At 69.3% G+C, this 23,726-nt stretch carries 23 protein-coding genes; 10 read left to right on the top strand and 13 right to left on the bottom strand.

Annotated elements, in window-relative coordinates; all coding sequences use genetic code 11:
* Nucleotides 1–126: 126 nt before the first annotated feature.
* Nucleotides 127–333: a DUF3185 family protein gene (locus WS66_RS28550; protein WP_059448449.1), complete on the bottom strand. Its 207-nt coding sequence runs from the start codon at nt 331–333 to the stop codon at nt 127–129.
* A 184-nt stretch (nt 334–517) separates the two neighbouring features.
* Between WS66_RS28550 and mgrA the strand changes: the two genes are divergently transcribed.
* A complete protein-coding gene (gene mgrA / locus WS66_RS28545) occupies nt 518–1,561 on the top strand; it encodes an L-glyceraldehyde 3-phosphate reductase (protein ID WP_059607446.1) in 1,044 nt (347 codons plus the stop codon).
* 119 nt (nt 1,562–1,680) lie between these two features.
* On the opposite strand, the gene WS66_RS28540 is transcribed toward mgrA, so the two are convergent.
* Nucleotides 1,681–1,866: a hypothetical protein gene (locus WS66_RS28540; RefSeq protein WP_059607444.1), complete on the bottom strand. Its 186-nt coding sequence runs from the start codon at nt 1,864–1,866 to the stop codon at nt 1,681–1,683.
* Nucleotides 1,867–2,168: 302 nt separating this feature from the next.
* A complete protein-coding gene (locus tag WS66_RS28535) occupies nt 2,169–3,050 on the bottom strand; it encodes a DMT family transporter (protein WP_059607441.1) in 882 nt (293 codons plus the stop codon).
* A 627-nt stretch (nt 3,051–3,677) separates the two neighbouring features.
* Here WS66_RS28535 and WS66_RS28525 point away from each other — a divergent pair.
* Nucleotides 3,678–3,890: a hypothetical protein gene (locus tag WS66_RS28525; protein WP_011886311.1), complete on the top strand. Its 213-nt coding sequence runs from the start codon at nt 3,678–3,680 to the stop codon at nt 3,888–3,890.
* A gap of 58 nt (nt 3,891–3,948) precedes the next feature.
* A complete protein-coding gene (locus WS66_RS28520; RefSeq protein ID WP_442859297.1) occupies nt 3,949–4,971 on the top strand; it encodes a serine/threonine protein kinase in 1,023 nt (340 codons plus the stop codon).
* A gap of 72 nt (nt 4,972–5,043) precedes the next feature.
* On the opposite strand, the gene WS66_RS28515 is transcribed toward WS66_RS28520, so the two are convergent.
* Nucleotides 5,044–6,486 (bottom strand): coniferyl aldehyde dehydrogenase, encoded by a 1,443-nt coding sequence (locus WS66_RS28515; protein ID WP_059607436.1) that lies wholly within the window; start codon nt 6,484–6,486, stop codon nt 5,044–5,046.
* Between the two features lie 720 nt (nt 6,487–7,206).
* Between WS66_RS28515 and WS66_RS28505 the strand changes: the two genes are divergently transcribed.
* Nucleotides 7,207–8,850 carry a GMC family oxidoreductase gene (locus WS66_RS28505; protein ID WP_059607435.1) on the top strand — a complete coding sequence of 548 codons (1,644 nt, stop codon included), beginning with the start codon at nt 7,207–7,209 and terminating at the stop codon, nt 8,848–8,850.
* A gap of 33 nt (nt 8,851–8,883) precedes the next feature.
* Here WS66_RS28505 and WS66_RS28500 read toward each other — a convergent pair whose 3' ends face one another.
* Genes WS66_RS28500 through fliF form a run of 6 tightly spaced genes read right to left on the bottom strand, consistent with a single transcriptional unit; the run spans nt 8,884 to nt 15,700 of the window.
* Nucleotides 8,884–10,227 carry a flagellar hook-length control protein FliK gene (locus WS66_RS28500; RefSeq protein WP_059607433.1) on the bottom strand — a complete coding sequence of 448 codons (1,344 nt, stop codon included), beginning with the start codon at nt 10,225–10,227 and terminating at the stop codon, nt 8,884–8,886.
* Between the two features lie 31 nt (nt 10,228–10,258).
* On the bottom strand, nt 10,259–10,717 hold the full coding sequence (gene fliJ, locus WS66_RS28495; protein ID WP_059607431.1) for a flagellar export protein FliJ: 459 nt from the start codon (nt 10,715–10,717) through the stop codon (nt 10,259–10,261).
* Between the two features lie 5 nt (nt 10,718–10,722).
* Entirely contained in the window at nt 10,723–12,282 is a 1,560-nt protein-coding gene (gene fliI / locus WS66_RS28490; protein ID WP_059607429.1) for a flagellar protein export ATPase FliI, read from the bottom strand.
* On the bottom strand, nt 12,276–12,959 hold the full coding sequence (fliH, locus tag WS66_RS28485) for a flagellar assembly protein FliH (RefSeq protein ID WP_059607427.1): 684 nt from the start codon (nt 12,957–12,959) through the stop codon (nt 12,276–12,278). The genes fliI and fliH overlap by 7 nt, the downstream gene beginning before the upstream one ends.
* A complete protein-coding gene (fliG, locus tag WS66_RS28480) occupies nt 12,952–13,947 on the bottom strand; it encodes a flagellar motor switch protein FliG (protein WP_059468597.1) in 996 nt (331 codons plus the stop codon). Before fliG ends, fliH begins: the two co-directional genes overlap by 8 nt.
* Nucleotides 13,937–15,700, bottom strand: coding sequence for a flagellar basal-body MS-ring/collar protein FliF (fliF, locus tag WS66_RS28475; protein ID WP_059607425.1), 1,764 nt, complete (start codon nt 15,698–15,700; stop codon nt 13,937–13,939). Before fliF ends, fliG begins: the two co-directional genes overlap by 11 nt.
* 250 nt (nt 15,701–15,950) lie before the next feature.
* Between fliF and fliE the strand changes: the two genes are divergently transcribed.
* The 6 genes from fliE to WS66_RS28440 all read left to right on the top strand — a co-directional run bounded on the left by fliE (nt 15,951) and on the right by WS66_RS28440 (nt 20,019).
* Complete coding sequence (fliE, locus tag WS66_RS28465) at nt 15,951–16,295, top strand: flagellar hook-basal body complex protein FliE (RefSeq protein ID WP_059607424.1); 345 nt, start codon at nt 15,951–15,953, stop codon at nt 16,293–16,295.
* Nucleotides 16,296–16,503: 208 nt separating this feature from the next.
* On the top strand, nt 16,504–16,938 hold the full coding sequence (gene fliS / locus WS66_RS28460; RefSeq protein ID WP_059535013.1) for a flagellar export chaperone FliS: 435 nt from the start codon (nt 16,504–16,506) through the stop codon (nt 16,936–16,938).
* Complete coding sequence (locus WS66_RS28455; protein WP_059607422.1) at nt 16,935–17,267, top strand: flagellar protein FliT; 333 nt, start codon at nt 16,935–16,937, stop codon at nt 17,265–17,267. The genes fliS and WS66_RS28455 overlap by 4 nt, the downstream gene beginning before the upstream one ends.
* 75 nt (nt 17,268–17,342) lie before the next feature.
* Nucleotides 17,343–18,698 (top strand): flagellar hook-length control protein FliK, encoded by a 1,356-nt coding sequence (gene fliK, locus WS66_RS28450; protein ID WP_059607420.1) that lies wholly within the window; start codon nt 17,343–17,345, stop codon nt 18,696–18,698.
* The gene (locus WS66_RS28445; protein ID WP_059607417.1) at nt 18,695–19,015 is read left to right on the top strand and encodes an EscU/YscU/HrcU family type III secretion system export apparatus switch protein; all 321 of its coding nucleotides are present in this window, start codon (nt 18,695–18,697) and stop codon (nt 19,013–19,015) included. Before fliK ends, WS66_RS28445 begins: the two co-directional genes overlap by 4 nt.
* A gap of 269 nt (nt 19,016–19,284) precedes the next feature.
* A complete protein-coding gene (locus WS66_RS28440; RefSeq protein WP_059607415.1) occupies nt 19,285–20,019 on the top strand; it encodes a PepSY-associated TM helix domain-containing protein in 735 nt (244 codons plus the stop codon).
* 79 nt (nt 20,020–20,098) lie between these two features.
* On the opposite strand, the gene WS66_RS28435 is transcribed toward WS66_RS28440, so the two are convergent.
* From WS66_RS28435 to rqpR, 3 genes are all read right to left on the bottom strand, one after another.
* Complete coding sequence (locus WS66_RS28435; RefSeq protein WP_059607548.1) at nt 20,099–21,124, bottom strand: XdhC family protein; 1,026 nt, start codon at nt 21,122–21,124, stop codon at nt 20,099–20,101.
* Between the two features lie 339 nt (nt 21,125–21,463).
* Nucleotides 21,464–22,870 (bottom strand): amino acid permease, encoded by a 1,407-nt coding sequence (locus WS66_RS28430; RefSeq protein ID WP_059607413.1) that lies wholly within the window; start codon nt 22,868–22,870, stop codon nt 21,464–21,466.
* A gap of 197 nt (nt 22,871–23,067) precedes the next feature.
* Nucleotides 23,068–23,724 carry a response regulator transcription factor RqpR gene (rqpR, locus tag WS66_RS28425; RefSeq protein WP_059607410.1) on the bottom strand — a complete coding sequence of 219 codons (657 nt, stop codon included), beginning with the start codon at nt 23,722–23,724 and terminating at the stop codon, nt 23,068–23,070.
* Nucleotides 23,725–23,726: the final 2 nt, after the last annotated feature.

Here is a 23,726-nt window from a genome sequence, read left to right as displayed (position 1 = left end):
CGCGCCGCTTGTCCGATGGGGCACTGCGGCCGCGCGGGCGGATGAACAAACGGGCGGCCTGGGCCGCCCGTTGCGTTTTGTGCAGCCCCGCTCCGCAACGCGGGCCGCCATCGCGCGGCTGCGCGATCAGCGCTTGTTGGCCGGCATCGCGAGGCCGATCAGGCCGATCAGCGATGCAACGGCGCCGCCGGCGATCAGCAGGATCGTCTTCGTGGCGGGCGAGCCGGTGAAGAAGCGCGACACGTTGTCGTTGATCGAATGGAACGACTGGCCGCCGAAATACAGCAGCACGACGCCGCCGACGAGCAGCGCAACCGAGATGACCCGGGACATACCAACCTCGCTGTAACGGTGATTCGAGACGCCGCAGTGTAGGCGACGCACGCGGCTGCGTCCATTGCCGTGCGCGCTTCGCCCACGTTCGATACCATAACCGTCGTACGTTTCCCTCGCCGCCGGCGCGCGATGTTCGCGCGCGGCGCGCGTCCCATCCCCGACGTCTTCACGGAACCGACTCATGGCCTACGAAGCAGCTTCCGAACGTTATGCCGACATGCAATACCGCACCTGCGGCAAATCCGGGCTCAAACTGCCCGCCCTGTCGCTCGGCCTGTGGCACAACTTCGGCGACTCGACGCCGATCGCGACGCAGCGCGACATCCTGCGCACCGCGTTCGACCTCGGCATCAATCATTTCGACCTCGCGAACAACTATGGGCCGCCGTACGGCAGTGCCGAAACCAACTTCGGCCGGCTGCTGAAGGAAGATTTCCGGCCGTACCGCGACGAGCTGCTGATCTCGACGAAGGCCGGCTGGGACATGTGGCCGGGGCCTTACGGCAGCGGCGGCGGGTCGCGCAAGTACGTGCTCGCGAGCCTCGACCAGAGCCTGCAGCGGATGGGGCTCGACTACGTCGACATCTTCTATTCGCACCGCTTCGACGCGCACACGCCGCTCGAGGAAACCGCCGGCGCGCTCGCATCGGCCGTGCAGCAGGGCAAGGCGCTGTACATCGGCATTTCGTCGTACTCGGCCGCGAAGACGCGCGAGATGGCCGAACTGCTCGCGCAATACAAGGTGCCGCTGCTGATCCACCAGCCGTCGTACAACCTGCTGAACCGCTGGGTCGAGGAGGATCTGCTCGGCACGCTCGACGACATCGGCACGGGCAGCATCGCGTTCACGCCGCTCGCGCAGGGGCTGCTGACGTCGAAATACCTGAACGGCGTGCCGGCCGATGCGCGCGTGAACAAGCCGGGCGGCGGCTCGCTGAAGCAGGATCACCTGAGCGCGGACAACCTCGAGCACGTGCGCAAGCTCGACGGCATCGCCCAGCGGCGCGGGCAGAGCCTCGCGCAGATGGCGCTCGCCTGGGTGTTGCGCAATGGCCGCGTGACGTCCGCACTGATCGGCGCAAGCCGTCCGGAGCAAGTGCGCGAAAACGTCGGCGCGCTGAAGAATCTCGAATTCTCGGCCGACGAGCTCGCGGAGATCGATCGCTACGCGACCGAGGGTGGCATCAATCTGTGGGAAAAACCGTCCACCGATCAGGCAATCTGATCGGCATCAAGGACAGTCGATACGGGATGCGAACCATTGCATGCCGTATCGCTGCGCACGCACACAAGCGGCTACGTCGCTGCGATGCCTCGGCATGACCGGCGCACGCCAACGCGTCGCTAGAGCAGCGCAGGCAGGCCTTCGACGAGCAATACCGCAACGCCGACGCCGAGGATGGCGCCGAGCACGCGCAGCAGGTTGTGGCGGAATTCGGTTGCGCACGGCACCGCGCCGAGAAACAGCGCGCCGGCCAGCGCCATCGGAATCAACAGGATGAAGTCGCCGATCGTGAAATAGGTGGTCATGCGTGTCTCCATAGCCGGCCGGAACCGGCGCACGCGCGTCTTCCAACTCCATGCCGGGCATTTCTCGTGTTGGGCCGACCCCGATTGCGAACGGGGCGGTCAGTTCGAGTATAGGCAACCTCGCTGCGTTTTTCGCTATCCGAACCATTAAAAGTATGCGGAAAACCCCGGAGAATCTGCATTTTTCCGGCGAGTCGGACGAATGCCTTGCACCATTCTTTCCCGCCCCTTTCGATTCGCGCTGAAACGTCGTACATGTTCGATACGGGCCGCCGCACCCGCGGGCGCGGCGGCCCGTCCACCTACGCGCGATCAAGGCGCGCGCGAACGGCCGGGGTGCGGAACACGAGCGCGAGCCCCGCCACGATCGCGCCCATGCCGGCGAGCGCGAGCGGTTCGGGCCGGTTGCCGAGCCAGACCGCGTCCATCAGCGTGGTGAGGACGGGCACGAGATAGAACAGGCTCGTCACGTTGACGAGATCGCCACGTTGCATCAACCGGTAGAACAGCAACTGCGCGATCACCGAGATCACGATGCCGAGCCACAGCAGCGGGACGATGAACGCCCAGCCGACCTCGAGCGAGACCGGCCGGAATGGCAGGATCGCCACGCACAGCGCGAGGCCGATCGCGTTCTGCAGCGGCAGCACGTCGGCAGGCGCCGCGCGCACGTGCTTTTGCAGCAGCGAGCCGGCGGTCAGCGCGACGAGCGCCGTGAGCGCGCAGACGACGCCCATGATCGGCACGCCTGCACCGCCCACGCCGCGGCACACGACGAGCGCGAGACCGGCGAGCGACAGCCCGAGCCCCGCGACGCGCATCGGTTGCCAGCGCCGCTCGATGATCGCCAGCGTGAGGATCGGCTGCACGCCGAGGATCGTCGCAAGCACGCCCGGCGCGATCCCGCGCTCGAGCGCGAGCAGGTAGAAGATCGAATAGCCGCCCATCATCAGCAGGCCGGTCAGCGCGGCCATGCGCCGCTCGCCGCGCGGCGGCAGCCAGCGTCCGCGCATGACGGCCGGCACGAGCAGCACGAGTGACGCGAGCGCGAATCGTGCGGCGAGAAAGACGAACGCGGATGCGTGGCGCAGACCGAGTTCAGCGAAGATCGCGCCGCTGCTCCACAGCAAGACGAAGAGCGACGTCACGCCATGCGCGGCGAGCGCGCGTTTGAACGAAATCATGTGAATCCACCTGTCGAACGGATCGAAACGTCCCAAGTCGCGCACGTGGCAACGCGCCGTGCGCAATGACGCACGAACGGCCGCAAACGGGCGAATGGAAAACGGAAACCGAAAGCCGGCTGGTCAGCCGACGCGTGCCGCCGGCGGGGGCGGCGCGGCGCCGACGAGCGGCGGTGCGACAGGAGGAGGGAGGACGGATGGATGCGCGCACGCCTGCGGCCGCGAGTCGAACTGCGGCCGGGATGTTGCGAGAGCGGACGTGAGCGGTTGCATCGGGTCGATTAGCGCTTGAACGCGAATGAGCGTCAAAGGTAACGCAAGGCGGCCGCCGGGCGCAACCACCGTCGGCGGGAGGCCGGCGCCGCGCGTGTGGCCGGTTTCGGCGGACGGTCACATTCGACAGGGTATGATGGGGGTATCCGTCCGTGCAAGCGCACGCGCGGCGCAGTGGTTGATTGGAGACATTCGACGAATTCGCGGCACTTCGCCTGCTTCTTCTTCTTTTCGCGCTTCGATAAACCGTGAACAATGGGATTACGCGCAACATCCCGACGAGGGCGGCGCGGATCGTGCATTTGCCGGCTCGCCAGCGAGCCGGGTTTCAAGTTTCAAGAGTGGGGAACCATCATGCATGTCGGGTCGATTGTCTGCACTACCCATATCGCCGTGCCGAAGGGCGCGCGCGGCATCGTTCAGCGCGTTCTGGGCGACATGGCCATGGTGACCTGGTACGCGGGCGTGCCAGGCGAGTCGAAGGAACTCAACACCGAGCCGTTCTTTCTCGAGGACCTGATCGACACCGGCGAATCCGTGCTGCCGGCCGGCGCCGCGATCCACTGAGCGCGCGTGCCGTATCGGACGCTCGTGTTTCGGCGCGGCTGACGGCACAATGCGGGGCATGAAAGACGTCACTTCCGCCCCCGCAGCTCCCGCCGGCCCGCCGTTCGCCGGCCTCACGCCCGAGTGTGTGCTCGATGCGCTCGACAGCGTGCTGATGCCGGCCGGGCTGCGCACCGACGGGCGCCTGCTCGCCCTCAACAGCTACGAAAACCGCGTCTACCAGGTCGGCATCGAGGACGGCCCGCCCGTCGTCGCGAAGTTCTACCGGCCCGCGCGCTGGTCGGACGAAGCGATTCTGGAAGAACACGCGTTCGTCGCCGAACTCGCCGCGCGCGAGATTCCGGCGGTGCCCGCGCGCGTCGTCGACGGCCGCACGCTGCACGCGTTCGACGGGTTCCGCTTCTCGATCTTCGAGCGGCGCGGCGGTCGCGCGCCCGACCTCGACCGCAGCGACACGCTCGAATGGCTCGGCCGCTTCATCGGCCGGATTCACGCGGTCGGCGCGATGCGGCCGTATGTCGCGCGTCCCGTGCTCGACATCCGCGCGTTCGGCTACGAGCCGCGCGACTACCTGCTCGCGCACGATTTCATTCCCGACGACGTAAGGCCCGCCTACGAGACGGCGGTGACGCTCGCGCTCGAAGGCGTCGAGGCCGCATTCGAGCGCGCGGGCGAGATTCGCCTGCTGCGCACGCACGGCGACTGTCATCCGAGCAACGTGCTGTGGACCGACGCGGGCCCGCATTTCGTCGACTTCGACGACAGCCGGATGGCGCCCGCGGTCCAGGATCTGTGGCTACTGCTGCCCGGCGATCGCGAAGGCGCGTCGCGCGCGCTCGCGGACCTGCTCGCCGGTTATGAGGACTTCTGCGAATTCGAGCCGCGCGAACTGCATCTGGTCGAAGCGCTGCGCACGCTGCGCTTGATCCACTACGCGGCATGGCTCGCACGCCGCTGGGACGATCCGGCGTTTCCGGCCGCGTTCCCGTGGTTCAACACGCATCGATACTGGGAAGCACGCGTGCTCGAACTGCGCGAGCAGATCGGCGCGATGCAGGAAGGGCCGCTCTGGCCCGTGTGACGGCGCGCGCGGCAACCTCGCCGCGCGGCATTTTCGGGTGGGCCGGCGCGCGTGGCTCGCGGCCCGCGCCGCTCAGAACTTCAACATCATCTTGATCACCGCGGCGAAGCGCTTGCCATAGGGCGGTGCGATCAGCCCGCGGGTATTCAGGCGTGCCTGCGTGAGCACGGGCTTCATCTTCGAGAACGTCACGAAGCCGTCGTAGCCGTGATACGCGCCCATCCCGCTCGCGCCGACGCCGCCGAACGGCAAACTGCCGCACGCGATGTGCAGCAACGCATCGTTGACCGTCACGCCGCCGGAGATCGTTTCGCGCATCACGCGGTCGATCGTGCCCCCATCCTCATCGAACAGGTACAGCGCGAGCGGCCGCGGGCGCGCGTTCACGTACGCGATCGCCTCGTCGAGCCGCTCGTACGGCACGAGCGGCAGCAGCGGCCCGAAGATTTCCTCCTGCATCAGCTGCGACGCGGCCGGCACGTGCGTGACCGCGCACGGCACGAAGCGGCGCGACGCGGGGTCGGACGGCGCATCCGACAGCGGATGCAGTTGCGCGCCGGCGGCCTGCGCGTCGGTCGCGAGCTGTTGCAGCCGGGCGTAATGGCGCGGCGACACGATCGTCGTGTAGTCGCCGTTGGTCGACAGGTCCGGATACAGCTTCGCGAAGCGCTCCCGTGCGCGCTCGATGAACGCGGCTTCCATCCCGCGCGGCAGCAGCACGTAGTCGGGCGCGATGCAGGTCTGGCCCGCGTTCAACGTCTTGCCGCCGATGATCGCGTCGACGGCCGCGTCGAAGCGCGCATTCGGCCCGACGATCGCCGGCGACTTGCCGCCGAGCTCGAGCGTGACGGGGGTGAGATTGTCGGCCGCGGCGCGCATCACGTGGCGGCCGACGTGCGTCGAGCCGGTGAACAGCAGGTGATCGAACGGCAGTGCGGTGAACGCGGCGCCGATCTCCGCATCGCCGTTCACGACCGCGACATGGTCGCGCGAGAAGGTCTTCGCGATCAGCTGTTCGAACAGCGCCGACGTGCGCGGCGTTAGTTCGGACATCTTGACGATCGCGCGGTTGCCGGCGGCGAGTGCGCAGATCAGCGGCCCGGCCGCGAGCAGGACCGGATAGTTCCACGGCACGACGATGCCGACCACGCCGAGCGGCTGCGGCAGCACCTTTGCGCGCGCCGGCCGTAGCCACTTGTTCATCGGCTTGCGGATCGGCTTCACCCAGCGCTTGCCGTGCTTGAGCGCGTCGTCGATCTCTTCCTTCGCCATCCAGATTTCCGACAGCAGCACTTCCTGCTTCGCGCGATGCCCGAAGTCGGCGCTGATCGCATCGGCGAGCGCATCCGCGTGATCGATCAGCATCGTGCGCAGCGCGCGCAGGTGCTGCGCGCGGGTGTCCCACTCCGGGTATGGCGCGCGCAGGTAGGCTGCGCGCTGGTCGCGCAGCAGCGACGTCAAGGCATCGACCGACGGCAGCGCTTGCGGGGCCAGTTCGGGCAAATCGTTCTTCATTTCGTCTCCTCCAGTTGGGCGTGGCACGTCGGCCAGCAGTCAGGCCGCACGTACCCGCTCGGCGAGCGTGGCGGGGCGGGGCAGGATGGCGCGCGTCGCACGGCAGGGTGCCGGATGCGATGCACGGTCGAAAACAGGGTGCAGCGTGCGGCAAGCGTCGCATCCGCGCGACGGTGTTCGTGTCCGAAAACGGGATTGCGCGGTCCGCGCGTACGGCCGGATGCGATGTCCGGCCGGTGTGCGATGGCGCGCGGCGGGTACTTGCCGGCGCACCGAAGCAGGGCAGCGCGGTGCGCGCGGCGACGTGCGCACCGGCAGGTCGTGCCGCGCGTGCGACGAGCCGTCCAAACGGTCGGCGATACGTCGCGTCGTTCGATTTCGACCGGCCGCGCGCACGGTGTTGCACGTCACCGTCCGGGCATCCGTTTGAAATGAAATGCGGGCCGCGCGCAGTGCGTCCGGACAACCCGGTCGGCACGCGGCCTGCAGAGCGTCGCGCTGCATCGTCGTCTCCCCAGTTTCGCGACGGCGCGGCTTCTGGCGGCCGGTGCATCGCGTCGCATCAATCGATACATCTTAAATTTAGTTCACGCGGGCGTTTAGAGGAATCGCTCTTGAATCGGCGTGCCGCGCGCGCGGCGGCCATTCCTACAATGCCCGAACATTACAAGCGGGAGCCGGCCGCGCCGGGCGCCGTTCATGACACGAAGGAGACGTGACATGCAATACGACTACATCATCGTAGGCGGAGGGTCGGGCGGCTCGAGCCTCGCCAGCCGCCTTGCCGACGCATGCCCCGACGCGACGATCGCGTTGATCGAGGCCGGCTCGCACACGGAGCGCAACCTGCTCGTCAACATGCCGGTGGGAATCGCGGCGCTCGTGCCGTTCAAGCTCGGCACGAACTACGGTTACGAGACGGTGCCGCAGCCGGGCCTCGGCGGCCGCCGCGGATATCAGCCGCGCGGGCGCGGAATGGGCGGCTCGAGCGCGATCAACGCGATGATCTACACGCGTGGCCACCCGGGCGACTACGATGAATGGGCGCAACTCGGCGCGACGGGCTGGGGCTGGCAGGACGTGCTGCCGTATTTCCGCCGCGCGGAAGGCAACGCGCGCGGTGCCGATGCATGGCACGGCGCGGACGGCCCGCTGACGGTGTCCGACCTGCGCTTTCGCAATCCGTTTTCCGAACGATTCATCCAGGCGGCGCACGCGGCCGGCTATCCGCTCAACAACGACTTCAACGGCGCGACGCAGGAAGGCGTCGGCTTCTATCAGGTCACGCATCGCGACGGCTCGCGTTGCAGCGTCGCGCGCGCATACATCTACGGCCGCGAGCGGCCGAACCTGCACGTGATCACCGACGCGACGGTGCTGCGCGTGGGCTTCGACGGCAAGCGCGCGGTCGGGGTCGTGGTGTCGCGCGACGGACGCGTCGAGACGCTCGGTGCACGCGCGGAAGTGATCCTGTCGGCCGGCGCGTTCAATTCGCCGCAACTGCTGATGTGCTCGGGGATCGGTCCGGCGGAACAGCTGCGCCGGCACGGGATCGCCGTCGTGCAGGACGCGCCGGACGTCGGCACGAACCTGATCGACCATATCGATTTCATCATCAACACGCGCGTGAATTCGTCGGAGCTGGTCGGCGTCTGCCTGCGCGGGATCGCGAAGATGACGCCGGCGCTCGTGCGCTACTTCTCGGGCCGCACCGGGATGATGACGAGCAACGTCGCGGAGGCCGGCGGCTTCATCAAGAGCGACCCGTCGCTCGATCGTCCGGACCTGCAGCTGCATTTCTGCACGGCGCTCGTCGACGACCACAACCGCAAGATGCACTGGGGCTTCGGCTATTCGCTGCACGTGTGCGCGCTGCGCCCGTTCAGCCGCGGCACGGTCGCGCTCGCGAGCGGCGATGCGCGCGACGCACCGCTGATCGATCCGCGCTTCTTCAGCGATACGCGCGATCTCGACCTGCTCGTGCGCGGCGCGCAGGCGATGCGCCGGATCCTGTCGCAGGCGCCGCTCGCGTCGCAGGGCGGGCGCGAGCTCTACACGCGGGCGGACCAGAGCGAAGCCGAGCTGCGCGCGACGATCGTCGAGCATGCCGACACGATCTATCACCCGGTCGGCACCTGCCGGATGGGCTCGGATGCGCGCGCGGTCGTGGATCCGCAATTGCGCGTGCGCGGCGTCGAAGGGCTGCGGGTGGTGGATGCGTCGGTGATGCCGACGCTGATCGGCGGGAATACGAATGCGCCGTCGGTGATGATCGGCGAACGCGCGGCGGACTTCATCGTCGCGACACGCCGGGGCGGCGGCATGCCGCGCAACGAGGCGGCCGCGGCGGCGCACGGCCGCTGAGCGGCGCGCACCGGCACACGACCGACGCGATGCTCAGGCGAACGTATCGACGAGGCCCGCGCGGCTCACGGTCGCGCCGGCCGCTGCGGATTGCACGGCGTCGACCGGTGCGTCGACGGCTGACGATCCGGCGCGCGCGCGCGGCGACGGCCGGCCGCCGGCGAAGCTTTGCTGCGGGTTCTGCTGCTGCGACGCGAAGCCGCCATCGCTGACGCTCGCGCTGCCCAGGCCGAGCCCGCCCGCTTCCATCGCTTCACGCAGTTTCGGCAGCGCGGCTTCCACCGCGTCGCGCACCTGCGCGTGCTGTGACACGAACAGCGCGTGCGCGTGGTTGTCCGCGACGCGCAGCACGACCTGCAGCGGGCCCAGGTCCGGCGGGTTCAGCGTCAGCTCGGCGCTCTGCTGGTGCGCATTCGACAGGAACACGACTTTCTGGCTCAGCGCATCGGTCCAGTCGGCGGTGCCGACGTGCGGCGCCAGCACGTGTGCGTTGGCCGCGGCGATCGAGCTTGCGGCGGGCGATGCCTGGAGGTTCGCCTGTGCGGCTGCCGCAGCCGTTGCGGCGGCAGCGACCGTCGCGTCGGCGGCCGGGCTGGCGGTTTCCTCGGCGGCCGCGAATGCGTGCTGCGCGGCGGGCTGGGCCGTTGCGCCGGCCTGCAGCGCCGGTGCGGTGGCTTGCGTGGGCGCCTGCTGCGTCGCGAGCGCGCCTTTCGCGTCGGCGAGCGTGCGGTCGAAGGTCGGGACTTTCGGCGTCGGCGGCGTAGCGGCAGCCGAGGCGGACGTCGCCGCCGCGGGTGCTGCCGCCGTCGCGGGCATCGCGATTGCGCCCGCGCCGCCGGTCAGCTTCGCAAGTGCCGCCTGCAGCGTGTCGCGACCCGACACCGGCACGGCAGGCTCGGCGGCCGCATCCTTGCTTGCGTGGTTCGTCAGCGCGGCCGTGGCGTCGGGCTGGCCGGACACGGCCGTCGTTTGCGCGGCGGTGGCAGCGCTATCGGCGCCGGCCGGCGCCGCGTCGTTCGCGCGCGTCTGCAGTTGCGCCTGCACGGCGGCTGCCGCGGCGAGCGCGGCGGCGTCCGGGTTGAGCGTCGCGATGGCGTCTTCGGTCGACTGGTCGTCGTCGTGGTCGGCGGACTTCGTGCCGGCGGCGGATGTCGACGACGCCTGTTTCGTCGAGACGTCCGGCTTGCCGGCGATTGCCGCGTCGTGCCGCGTGACGACGCTTTGCTTCAGCGTCTGCGCGAACGGCATGGCGGCAGGGCTGCTTGCGGCATCGTTGCCGGCGGACTTGGCGGAGGCGGACGAACCCGCATCGCGGATCGCCTTGAGTGCGGTGCCGGCGGTGTCGAGCAGCACGCCGAGCAGGGGCAGGGGAGGCATGACGATTCTCTCGTTCGAAAGCGGTGAGCGGTTACGCTGAACGGGCCGCATCGGCCCGCATGCGCAGGATCTTCGCGGCGTGTTCGTCGGCGTCGCGCTGTTCGCGCTTCGCCGTACGCTGCGCTTCCTGCGCGACGCCGCGCGCCTGCAGGATTTCGTATGAACCGACGGTGCGTTTCTTCTGTTGCCAGTTGGGGCGCGCCTCGTCGATGCGGACTTCGGCTGCGGCCAGCACGTTGCGTTGCTGCACGATCGCCGCGTCGAGCGTATCGATGAACGCCTGGAAGTTGCGCCAGTTGCCGGCCGGCATCCCGTGTTGCGCGGACTGCGCGAAGCGCGCGTGATACTCGTCGCGATAGCGCAGCAGCGCATCGAGCTGGTCGGCGGCCGCGGTGCGGTCGCGCTGCGCGGTGCCGAGCTGCTTCGCGGCCGTGTCGAGATCTTCCTGCGCGCGGTCGAGCAGGAGCTGAAGGGGAAAGCCGTGTGCCATCGGGGTCAGCCTCCGTGTACGTCGAACAGCGCATCGAGCGCGCCGAGGCTCGACGCGAACGGCGCGCATTCGCGAAAGCCCTGCTGCAGGAACGATTCGATGCGCGGGTAGAGCGCGATCGCGCGGTCGAGCTGCGCGTCGCGGCCGGGCGCATAGGCGCCGACCGCGATCAGGTCGCGATTGCGCTGGTAGCGCGACAGCATCTGCTTGAACTGCCGCACGCGGTCGAGATGCGTTTCGTCGATCAGCGCGGTCATCGCGCGGCTGATCGACGCCTCGATGTCGATCGCCGGATAGTGGCCGGCTTCGGCGAGCGCGCGCGACAGCACGATATGGCCGTCGAGGATCGCGCGCGCCGAATCGGCGATCGGGTCCTGCTGGTCGTCGCCTTCGGTCAGCACCGTGTAGAACGCGGTGATCGAGCCGCCGCCTTCGGGCCCGTTGCCGGTGCGCTCGACGAGCGCGGGCAGCTTCGCGAACACCGACGGCGGATAGCCCTTGGTCGCGGGCGGCTCGCCGATCGCAAGCGCGATCTCGCGCTGCGCCATCGCGTAACGCGTCAGCGAATCCATCAGCAGCAGCACGTGCTTGCCCTGGTCGCGGAAATACTCGGCGAGCGACGTCGCGTAGGCCGCGCCCTGCATCCGCAGCAGCGGCGACACGTCGGCCGGCGCTGCGACGACGACCGAGCGCGCGAGCCCGTCCTCGCCGAGGATCTGTTCGATGAATTCCTTCACTTCGCGGCCGCGTTCGCCGATCAGCCCGATCACGATCACTTCCGCGCTGGTGTAGCGCGCCATCGTGCCGAGCAGCACCGACTTGCCGACGCCGGAACCCGCGAACAGGCCCATCCGCTGCCCGCGGCCGACGGTGAGCAGCCCGTTGATCGCGCGCACGCCGACGTCGAGCACGTGATGGATCGGCTCGCGATCGAGCGGGTTGATCGACGGCGCCGACAGCGGTGCGTCGACCTTCGACGCGAGGGGGCCGAGGCCGTCGAGCGGGCGGCCCGACGCGTCGACCACGCGCCCGAGCATTTCCCAGCCGACCGGCAGCCGCTTCGCACCAGCGAGCGGATCGGCGACGGGCGCGCTTTCCTGCGGCCACACACGCGCACCGGGCAAGACGCCTGCGACGTCGGTGGTCGGCATCAGGAACAGGCGATCGCCGGCGAAGCCGACGACTTCCGCTTCCGCGTGCGGCAGCGTGCTGCCGGGCGGCAATTCGATCGTGCATTCGGCGCCGACCGACAGGCGCAGCCCGATCGCCTCGAGCACGAGGCCCGCGGCGCGCGTGAGGCGCCCGCACGGGCGCAGCGGCAGCGCGCGGTGACTGCGGGCCGCGAGCCCGTTCAGGTGCGTGCGCCAGTGCGCGAGGTGCGGATTGTGCGGCGCGCGCGGCGCATCGCCGGCGGCATCTGTCGCGGGCGCGTGCGTGCCGTGCGCGGCGCCATGCGACGCTTCGAGGTCGAACGACGCATCGGGGCCGAACGACGCGAGTGCGAGTTCGCGCTCGAGCGGTGTCATCCCGTCGTGCAGCACCGATTCGGGCGTGGGCGTCACCATGCGCTCACCTTGCCGATCGCGGCGGCGACGCGCTGCCAGCGGGTGGGCAGCGTCGCGTCGACCTCGCCGGTCGCGGCGTGCGCGCGGCAGCCGCCGCGCTCGATCGAGGCGTCGGTGCGCACGTTCCAGCCGAGCGTATCGAGATCGTCCTGCAGATAGGCTTCGACGACGGGCAGGTCGGCCGGATTCACCACGAGATGCGGCGCGCCGGACAACGCCGGCTCGGCGGCGAGCACGTCGCGCACGGCCGCGACGAGGGCGGCCGGATCGTGCTTCACGTGCTGGCGCACGACCTGCTGCGCGATGTCGAGCGCGAGCTGCGCGAGCTCGGACGCGAGATCGTGCTCGACGCCCGACACGGCCTCGCGAAACGACGCGGCCAGCGCTGCAAGCTGCGCGGCCTGTTCGCGTGCTTCGGCCTGGCCGGCCTCGAAGCCTTGTTCGCGCCCCTGATCGAACCCGGCCTGGTAACCCAGTGCCTGGCCTTCGACGTGGCCGGCCGCATGGCCTTCGGCATGCGCGGCGTCGCGCACGCGCTGCAGTTCCTCGGCGAGCGCGGCCGCCGCCGCTGCCGCATCGTCGGGCGGCGGCGGGGGCGGCGGCGGATCGAACGACGCCATCTCCCACCGCTGGTATGCGGTGAGGGTGCCGGCGTGCTCGCGCGCGGAATCAGACATACGCGTCTTCCGCCTTGCCGCCGATCACGATCTGACCGCTCTCGGCGAGGTTGCGCACGATCTGCAGGATGCGGCGCTGCTGCGTCTCGACTTCGGACACGCGCACCGGGCCGCGCGCGTCGAGATCCTCGGCGAGCAGTTCGGCCGCGCGTTGCGACATGTTCGCGAGGAATTTCTGGCGCAGCGCGGGCGGCGCGCCCTTGAGCGCGATGATCAGCGTTTCCGACTCGACTTCCTTCAGCACCATCTGGATCGCGCGATCCTCGAGGTCGAGCAGGTTCTCGAACACGAACATCTGGTCGACGATCTTCTGCGCGAGGTCGGCGTCGTACTGGCGCACGCTTTCGAGCACGCCTTCCTCATGATTGCTCGTCATGAAGTTCAGGATCTCGGCCGCGGTGCGGATGCCGCCCATCGGGCTGCGCTTCAGGTTGTCGCTGCCGGACAGCAGGCCGGTCAGCACGTCGTCGAGCTCGCGCAGCGCGGCCGGCTGGATGCCGTCGAGCGTCGCGATCCGCAACATCACGTCGTTGCGCAGCCGCTCGGTGAAGCACGACGCGATCTCGGACGCCTGGTCGCGGTCGAGGTGCACGAGGATCGTCGCGATGATCTGCGGATGCTCGTTCTTGATCAGTTCCGCGACGGCGGCCGAGTCCATCCACTTCAGGCCCTCGATGCCGCTCGTGTCGCTGCCCTGCAGGATCCGGTCGATCAGCACGCCGGCCTTGTCCTCGCCGAGCGCCTTGGTCAGCACCGAGCGGATGTACTCGCTCGAATCGAGCGACAGCGCGGTGTGCTGCTCGGCTTCCTTCGCGAACTCCTGCAGCACGCCCTCGACCTGCTCGCGCGTGACGTTCTTCAGCGCGGCCATCGCGGCGCCGATCTTCTGCACCTCGCGCGGCGCGAGGAACTTGAATACTTCAGCGGCCTCTTCCTCGCCGATCGACATCAGCAGCAGCGCGCTCTTGGTCAGGCCTTCAGCGTTCATCGGACACCCAGTTCTTCACGACGGTGGCGACGATCTTCGGATCCTGGCGGGCGATCGTGCGCGCGTAGTCGAGGTTGCGTTCGTAGCGGTTCTTTTCGTTCTCGAAACCGAGCAGCAGCGGATCGGGCTCGTCCGCCTGTTCCAGGGCGGGCAGGCCGTCGAGCGCGACCGGATCCTCCGGCGCCGCGAGTGCCGGTGCGGCCGGCTCGGGCGGCGGGAACGCGCGGCGCATCGCCGGGCGCACGAACATGAAATAGAGCGCCGCCGCGGCCGCCGCGATGCCGAGCCACTTCGCGGCTTCCTTCGCCATCGCGATCATGTCCGGCTGGCGCCACCACGGCAGGTCGGCGTACGGGTCACTGACGGTCGAGAACGCGCTGTTCACGACGTTGACCGAGTCGCCGCGCTTCTCGTCATAGCCCATCGCGTCCTTCACGAGCTGCTCGATCTGCGCGAGCTTCGCGGGCGGCAGCGGCTGCATCGTCACGTGGCCCTTCGCGTCGGCGACCGGCTGGTAGTTGACCACGACGGCGACCGACAACCGCTTCACGTTGCCCATCGGCTGCTCCACGTGGCGGATCGTCTTGTCGAGTTCGTAGTTGGTCGTCTGGTCCTTGCGGTCGCTGACGGGCGTCGACTGCGGCCCGTTCTGGCCGTTGCCGACGACGATCGGCGCGGAGGCCGGCTGCGGCGGCGTGTTCGACAGCGCGCCCGGCACGCCCGATGCGCCGCCCTGCGCGAGTTCGGTCGCGCTGCTGGTCTGCTGGCTGCGGATCGCGGCCTGTTGCGGCGTGCCGTTCGGGCCGTAGCTTTCCGAGGTCTGCTCGAGCTTCGAGAAATCGATGTCCGCGCTGACCTGCGAGCGCGCGTTGCCGGTGCCGAAGATCGGCGCGAGGATCGCGTCGATGCGCTTTTGCGTGTTGTGCTCGACCTGCTGCACGTACTTGAGCTGGCTCGCGTCGAGGCCGGTGGCCGACGCGGTCTGCGTCAGCAGGTTGCCGTCCTGGTCGACGATCGTCACGTTCTTGGCCGGCATGTCGGGCACGCCGGACGACACCATCCGCGTGACCGCCTGCACCTGGCCCTCGTCGAGCACGCGGCCCGGGTAGAGATCGACGAACACCGATGCGCTCGGCGCTTCCTTGTCGCGCACGAACACCGACGGCTTCGGGATCGCCAGATGCACGCGCGCCGTCTTCACGGCGTTGATCGACTCGATCGTGCGTTGCAGCTCGCCTTCGAGCGCGCGCTGGTAGTTCACCTGCTCGGCGAACTGGCTGATGCCGAATTTCTGGCTGTCCATCAGCTCGAAGCCGACCGAGCCGCCCTTGGGCAGGCCCATCGCGGCGAGCTTCAGGCGCGTTTCGTGTACCTGGTTCGACGGCACGAGGATCGCGCCGCCGGCGTCGGCGAACTTGTAGGGAACGTTTGCCTGCTGGAGCGCGGTGATGATCGCGCCGCCGTCGCGGTCCGACAGGTTGCTGTACAGCACGCGATAGTCGGGCGCGCGGCTCCACAGCACGAGCGCGGTGATCGCGGCGATGGCGAGCGCGACGGCGATCACGAACGGCAGTTTCGGGTTGCCCTTCATCCGCGTGATGCCGGGGATGCGTTCCGCGAAGCCGCCGAACCCGAAGTCCGCGCCGGCGCCGCCCGCTCCCGGCAACGCGGCGGCCGCGGTGGCGCCTGGCACCGGGCTGGCGAGGCCCGTGCGGGCGTCGGGGTTGATCAGCGAGTTGGCCTGCGAATCCATGCGTGGAATTTCTCCGGAGCGGGACGACTGAGCCGCTCGGACGAGCGGACGGACAATGACACGATGCGATTATCGGGACCGGAGCGCGACTCCGATCGACTGAAAAGAGCGGGGTTTCCCCCGTACTTTCGCGGCTTTGGCGCGCGCCGCGCTGCTATCCTTTTTCGCGATCCGGCATGGTGCGCGTCGTGCGGCGCCGTCGGAGCGCCCGGTGCGTCCGGGTCTCTACTCTCATATGTCTGGGGACAGCATGGCTGCCAACGTCAGCGGAATCGGTTCGGTGTTGCAACAGATGCAGGCGATGGCCGCGCAGGCGAACGGCGGCGTCGCGAGCCCGACGGCGGCGCTCGCCGGTTCGGGCGCGGCGACGGCCGGCACGTTCGCGAGCGCGATGAAGGCGTCGCTGGACAAGATCAGCGGCGACCAGAAGCACGCGCTCGGCGAGGCGCAGGCGTTCGAGGTCGGCGCGGCGAACGTGTCGCTGAACGACGTGATGGTCGACATGCAGAAGGCCAACATCGGTTTCCAGTTCGGGCTCCAGGTCCGCAACAAGCTCGTGAGCGCCTACAACGACATCATGCAGATGTCCGTGTGACGGGCCCGGCAACCCGGGACGGCCAGCCGGTGACGGACATCCGCGGGCGGCTGACCGGCGACGCGCCCGGTGAGCGGCCTGCCGGTCCGGCCGGCGGCCCGTGCGCCTAAAGCTTTTCAATTCCCTTCCGATAACTCTGGAAGAAGGCCGCTTCATGCATTGCAGCGCGGCGGCCACCGCATAGCCAACGCAACACAAGGAGAAGCGCATGTTTTCCCCAGGACACGCTGGAGCCAGTGCATACGCGCGTGTCGGCGTCGAGACGGGGGTGATGGGCGCCTCCCCGCACCGGCTGATCGCGATGCTGTACCAGGGCGCGCGCCAGGCCATCGCGCTCGCGCGCATGCATCTGCAGCAGGGCAACGTGCCCGCACGCGGCGAAGCGATCGGCAAGGCGATCGGGATCGTCGAGAGCGGCCTGCAGGCGTCGCTGAACCGCGACGCGGGGGGCCAGATCGCCGGGCGCCTCGACGCGCTGTACACGTATATCGGCCGGCGCCTGCTGGAAGCCAACATGCACGCGAGCGACGCGATGCTGGTCGAGGTCGACGGGTTGCTCGCGACGCTCGAGGAAGCGTGGACGGGCATCGCTCCGGAAGTCGCGCGCATGGCCGCGCAACAGGCGGCGGGCGCGGCACGATGAATCTCAAGGCCGAATACTTCGCTCGCTACGAGGCGCTCGCGGCCGTTTCGGGCCGCATGCTGTCCGCGGCGCGCGGCGCGGAGTGGAGCGCGCTGCCGGAGTTGCAGGCCGAATTCCTGCGTCTCGTCGATGGGCTGAAGGAGGCCGATCCGGGCGTCGCGCTCGACCAGGCCGACCTCGGTCGCAAGCTCGGGCTGATCCGCCGCATCCTCGCCGACGACGCCGCGATCCGCGATCTCGCGAGCCCGGAAGTCGCCCGGCTGTCCGCGCTGTTCGAGGCGCGGCGCTCGACCCAGGTATTGACCGATCTCTACCGCGCTCGCGGGTAGTGCCCGTTTGCCGGGGCGGCGGTTGCCGCCTGCCCGGCTTCCCAACGATGTGGCTGAGGTGAGCAGGCTCCGATCATGACCGGTATCGACTCCGTTGCGGCCGCCCTGCTGGCGAGTCGCCTCGACAGCCTGCTGACCGGCTCCGTGACGGCGCCCGCTGGCGGCGGCGCGACCGCGCAGGTCGGCACGCCGGGCGCCGGCGCGTCGTCGCCGTCTTCGACAGGGGCTCCGCCGGCGGCACCACCGGCATCCGCGCAGACCGCGCTGTCCGAGGTCGCGCTCGTGCTCGACGCGATCTCGCGCTCGGGCGGCATCGCGACGCCCGTGATCGCCGGGCGCACGCCGCTGCTGGCCGATCCTGCCGTGTTGCTGAGCACGGCGGCGGCCGTGCCGCCGGACGGGCAGCCGGCCGCCGGTCCGGCTGCGTCCGCCGCCACGCTTTCCACTGCAACGCCTGCGTCTGACGTCGCGGCCGCGCGCGATGCGGCGGCCGCGCCGCCCGTCGCGGCGCTGCGTGCGGCGCTCGCGCAGGCCGTGAGCGAAAGCGGCCTCTTTTACGAATCCCATCTCGCGCAGTGGCTGGCCGGCCAGCGCCCGCTCGCCGCGCTGATGCGCGAACCGCAGGCGCGGCTCACGACCGCGCCGGTGCAGCCCGCCCCGGATGCCGCGCAGCACGATGCACCCGACGTGCTCGACGAACTGCTCGCGCAGCGCCTGCCGCTACCGACGACGGCGCGAACGGCCACGCAGCCGGGCACGCCCGCGTCCGGCGGTGCGGTGCCGCGCGAGCTTGCACAGAACGCGGCTGCCGCCGCTCGGCAAGGTGCGGCGTCGGCCACGGCCGCGACGACCGACCCGCTCGGCGACCGCCCCGACACGCGCTGGACGCCCGCGCGCGCCGAACTGGGCGCCGCGTCGGCCGATCCGCAGGCGCAGGCACCGGCTCCCGTACATCCGGCCGCCGTGCCGATCGTCCGGCAGCAGCTCGATGCGCTCGCGACCGACCAGTTCCGCTGGGCGGGCGAGGCGTGGCCCGGGGCGCGCCTCGACTGGACGATCGAGCCCGACGATCCGGGCGGCCACGCGTCGCGCGGCGGCGACGATGCAGGGAGCGGGATCGCATGGCGCACGCGGCTGACGCTCACGTTACCGTCGCTCGGCACGGTCGACGCGGAGCTGGTGCTCAATGGCGCGCAACTCGTCGCGCGACTGCGCGCGAATTCGGCCGGCGCCGACCGGCTCACGCGGAACGAGGCCGCGCTGCGGCAGCGGTTCGAGGGATCGGGGCTGCAGCTCGGCGGACTGTCGATCCGTGCGGTCGGCGACGAACCGGACGGCTTCGACCCGCTCGTCGCGCAGGCAGCCGCCGCCGCGTATGCGCGCAGCGCGGCGGGCGGCACGCCAGGCGCCGACGACGAGGTGCCGCGATGAGCATGGCGTCCCGCAAGCGCGCGACCGCGCTCGTCTACGATCCGAAGGGGGGCGATACCGCGCCGCGCGTGGTTGCGAAGGGGTACGGCCTGCTCGCCGAGATGATCGTCGCTCGTGCGCGGGATGCCGGGCTGTACGTGCATACCGCGCCGGAGATGGTATCGCTGCTGATGCAGGTCGATCTCGACGACCGGATTCCGCCGCAGCTTTACCAGGCCGTCGCGGATTTGCTGGCATGGCTGTACGCGCTCGATCGGATCGAGCCCGGGCCGGGCGACGTCGCCCCGCACTTTCCGCTACCGCCGCTGCGCCGCTGAGCGTTCGCCGGCCCGTTTTCCTTTCCTTGCGAGATGCTGTCACAGTCTTTCACGATAATTTCGCCGGCATTTCCTTCTATTGACCTGGATTGGCGTGCAATCCGCGCGCTTCGTCGGTTATCGCCTGATATTCTTGTCGGTCGACGTTCGCGGTGGGATTGAGCGGGCGCGTCATTTGTGTAATGATATCCATTCTCATTTTCATGTTATCCGGGCGGCGCGCGTTTTTCGTGCGCTGCCCGTTGCTTTGAACGAATGGATACTCTCGCGTGAACGCGCCCGAAACGATCGCCCCGCCGCAGGCGGGCAGACCCCCAGCGGGCGTCACCGTGCTGCATCCGGCTGCACGGCCCCTGAGCGACGCCGAACTGGCGACGCGCCGCCGGCGCTCGCGCCGCGCGACCTTCATCAAATGGCTGCGCAAGGTGCATGGCTGGGTCGGGCTCTGGGGCGCGGTGCTCGGGCTGCTGTTCGGCGTGACGGGCGTGCTGCTCAACCACCGTGCGCCGCCGCTGAAGATCCCGACCGGCGAACCGCAGGTCGAGCAGATGCAGATCGCGTTGCCGGATCCGGCGCCGAAGTCGCCGGCCGCGATGACGAAGTGGCTGCAGCACGAACTGCACTTCGACGGCCGGCCGGGCCGCGTGCGCAAGGAGCCTGCGCAGCCGGTCGCCTGGGGCGACAAGCGCGTGATGCAGCCGGAGCACTGGCAGATGGGCCTGTTCGGTCCGCACCAGAACCTGCAGGCCGAATATTGGGTCGGCAATGGCTACGTATCGGTGAAGCGCACCGGCAATACGTTCCTGACCACGCTGAACAACCTGCATCGCGGCGTCGGCATGAATCTCGGCTGGGTGTTGCTGATGGACACGATCGCCGGTTCGCTGATCCTGTTGTCGCTGACGGGCGTGCTGCTGTGGACGGAGCTGAACAAGCGCCGCACGGTCGGCGTCGTGCTGGTGGCAGGCTCCGTCGCCGCGGCGCTCGCCGCGGGTCTCGCCTGACTTGACCATCGACGTGCGCCGGTTGTCCGCCGGCGCATGACGGCCTCCGGCACGGCCATGCGCCACGGGGCAACCAGCTTCAGAGGCCGCAGGTCGCGCCGCTGTTCGCCGCGATCTCGCGGGCGGCCTTCGCGCCCTCGACCTGCAGGATCGTCGGCAGCGACACGTTGTTCTTCGCGGCCGTGATCTCGGCGAGGATCGAGATCGCGATTTCCGGCGGCGTGCGGCTGCCGATGTAGATGCCGGCCGGCCCGTGCAGCCGCGCCAGTTCCGCCTCGCTCAGGTCGAATTCGAGCAGCCGCTCGCGCCGGGCGGCGTTGTTGCGCCGCGAGCCGAGCGCGCCCACATAGAACGCGGGCGTCTTCAGTGCCTCCATCAGCGCGAGATCGTCGAGCTTCGGGTCGTGCGTGAGCGCGATCACGGCCGAACGCGCGTCGAGTTTCATGTCGAGCACCGTGTCGTCGGGCATCGTGTGTACGACGCGCGTACCCGTCACGTCCCACGCATCCGTGTACTCCTCGCGCGGATCGCAGACCGTCACCTGATAATCGAGCCCGACCGCGATCTGGCACAGATAGCGCGACAACTGCCCCGCTCCGATCACGAGCATCCGGTAGCGCGGCCCGTGTATCGTCACGAGCCGGTCGCCGTCGAACGCGAGCCCGTCGGTCGCCTGCGCGGGCGACAGCGACGCGCGGCCGGTCGCGAGCGTCATCGTGCGCGTGACGAGGCGGCCGGCCTCGACTTCCGCGCACAGCGCGGCGATCCCGCTGTCGGGCGTGAGCGGCTCCAGCACGAGCTGGATCGTGCCGCCGCAGGGCAGCCCGAAGCGGTGTGCTTCCTCGGCCGTCACGCCGTACTTGACGGCTTCCGGGCGTGCATCGGCCGCGATCCCGCTCGCATGCACGCGGGCGATCAGGTCGTCCTCGATGCAGCCGCCTGACACGGAGCCGACCACGAGGCCGTCCTCGCGCACCGCGAGCATCGCGCCCTCGGGGCGGGGTGACGAGCCCCACGTCTTCACGACCGTCACGAGCAGCACGCGGCGCCCTTCGTCGAGCCAGCGCGCGCTGGATTTCAGTACATCGAGATCGACGCTTTCCATCATTCCGTTCCTGTTGCCGGACGGCCCGCCGGGCCGGGCCGTCGTTCGATGGCCGGATTATGAACCGCCCGGCGCGCGCGTGCTGGCAGCGTGCAAATCGTGCGCGCAAATCCGGACGATCGGGCAAGAAATCGCGACGATCGGACAGCGATCGGACAGCGATCGGGTGCGGGCGGGGCGCGGCGGCGCGTGTGGTGCGTGTGGTGCGTGTGGTGCGCCACGCTCAAGGGGCGCCGATGGCCGGGCGGGTTCGGGCGGGGAGGGGGCGCCCACGGGGCCGGTGACGGCCCGGCGTGGCGTCGTGCCGCTGCGCGCGGCGTGCGCGCGCAGCGACGGCGGTCAATGCGCGTCGTGCTGACCGTGCGCGAGCTTCGAGTGGTGCCGCGAATACAGGAAGTAGATCACGAGGCCGATGACGAGCCAGATGCCGAACGCGGCCCACGTGACGGGTTGCAGGTTCAGCATCAGGAACAGGCACGCGCCGACCGCGAGGATCGGCACCACCGGCACGCCCGGGCAGCGGAATGCGCGCGGCAGTTCCGGGTGCGTGCGGCGCAGCACCAGCACCGCGATCGACACCATCGAGAACGCGGCGAGCGTGCCGATGTTGATCAGCTCGGCGAGCACGTTGAGCGGCACGAGCGCGGCGATCAGCCCGAAGAACAGGCCGACGAGCCAGGTCGTCAGGAACGGCGTCGCGTAGCGCGGATGCACGCGCGACAGCGCCGCCGGCAGCAGCCCGTCGCGCGACATCGCGAAGATGATGCGCGTCTGGCCGTAGCTCATCACGAGGATCACGGTCAGCATGCCGAGCACCGCGCCGAGATCGATGAAGCCCGCGACCCACTTCTCGCCGGCGATCTGCAGCGCATACGAGATCGGATGCGACACGTTCGCGTACTGCGCCGACGGCACGATACCGGTCGCGACTGCCGCGACCGTCACGTACAGCACCGCGCACACCGCGAGCGACGCGATGATCCCGATCGGCAGGTCGCGTTTCGGATTCTTCACTTCCTCGGCCGCCGACGACACCGCGTCGAAGCCGATGAACGCGAAGAACATCACGGCCGCCGCGCCGAACACGCCGTTCCAGCCGTGCGGCATGAACGGCTTCCAGTTCGCTGGCGTGACGTGGAAGACGCCGACCGCGATCACGAGCAGCACGACCGACACCTTGATGAACACCATGATGTTGTTGATGCGGGTCGACTCACGGATGCCGATCGACAGCAGCGTCGTGATCACCAGCATCACGAGGAACGCCGGCAGGTTGAACCACGTGACGACGCCCGGAATCGCGCCGGGCGCGGCCGTCAGCACGGTCGGCAGCGTGAGCCCGAAGCCCTGCAGCAGCGACTGCAGGTAGCCCGACCAGCCGACCGACACGGCCGACGCCGCGAGGCCGTATTCGAGCATCAAGTCCCAGCCGATGATCCAGGCGACGAGCTCGCCGAGCGTCGCGTACGAGTACGTGTAGATCGAGCCCGCGACCGGAATCGTCGACGCGAATTCGGCGTACGACAGCGCCGCGAGGCCGCACGCGATCGCGGCGATCACGAACGACAGCATCAGCGCGGGGCCGGCCTGCACGGCGCCCGTGCCGGTCAGCACGAAGATGCCGGTGCCGATGATCGCGCCGATGCCGAGGAAGGTGAGGTCGATTGCGCCGAGCGCTTTCTTGAGCCCGGCGCCGTGTGCGCCGGCGATCATGCGATCGACGTTTTTCTTGCGGAAGAGGGACATTGCGGATGAGTCTCCAGCGCGCGCGAGCGCGGCGGCGCCGAGTGAGTGAAAACCCGTAATTTTAGCCGATTTGGCGTGGAAGACCCGCTGCGGCGCAGCGGCGCGCTCGGGAATCGTCCGATAAAACAAGCGCTTGTGTGCGTCGTTCGGCGCACCGGGCCCGGCGCGGAGCCGGCCGGCGCGGCGAGGACGATGAATCAGGCGCCCGACGCGGGCGCCATGTCGACGAGCCGGTTGCTCATCACGTAGAACGTCAGTTCCGCGTTGTTCGACAGCCGCATCTTCTCGAGCAGCCGCGACCGGTACACGCTGACCGTCTTCACCGACAGCGACAGCGTGTTCGCGATGTCGGTGAGGCGCTTGCCCGACGCCAGCATGCAGAGCGTCTGGTATTCGCGGTCGGACAGCTTCTCGTGCGGCAGCGGTTCGTTCTCGAACGACACGTATTCGGCAAGCGCCTCGGCCATCGCCGGGCTCACGTACTTGCGGCCGGCCGCGACCTGCTGGATCGCGCCGATCATCTGCGCGGCATTCACCGTCTTCGACAGGTAGCCGGCCGCGCCGGCCTTCAGCGCGCGCACCGCGTACTGGTCCTCGCGATACATCGAGAACATCAGCACCGGCGCGCCTGGCAGCTTGCGCTTGATGCGCTTGAGCACCTCGATGCCGTTCGTGTCCGGCAAGGAGATGTCGAGCAGGATCACGTCGAAGGCCTGGCGGTCGACGGCGGCCACCGCATCGCTGCCGGTCTCGGCTTCGGTCACGTTACGCGCGATGCCGCGGTCGATCAGCAGATGGCGGATCCCTTGCCGGACGATCGCGTGATCGTCCACGAGCAGGATGTTCAGGCTCATGA

Source organism: Burkholderia sp. LA-2-3-30-S1-D2, from assembly GCF_001523915.2.
Taxonomy (GTDB): domain Bacteria; phylum Pseudomonadota; class Gammaproteobacteria; order Burkholderiales; family Burkholderiaceae; genus Burkholderia; species Burkholderia diffusa.
Note: the sequence above shows the minus strand (reverse complement) of the source record. Positions and strands in the feature narration are given on the sequence as shown.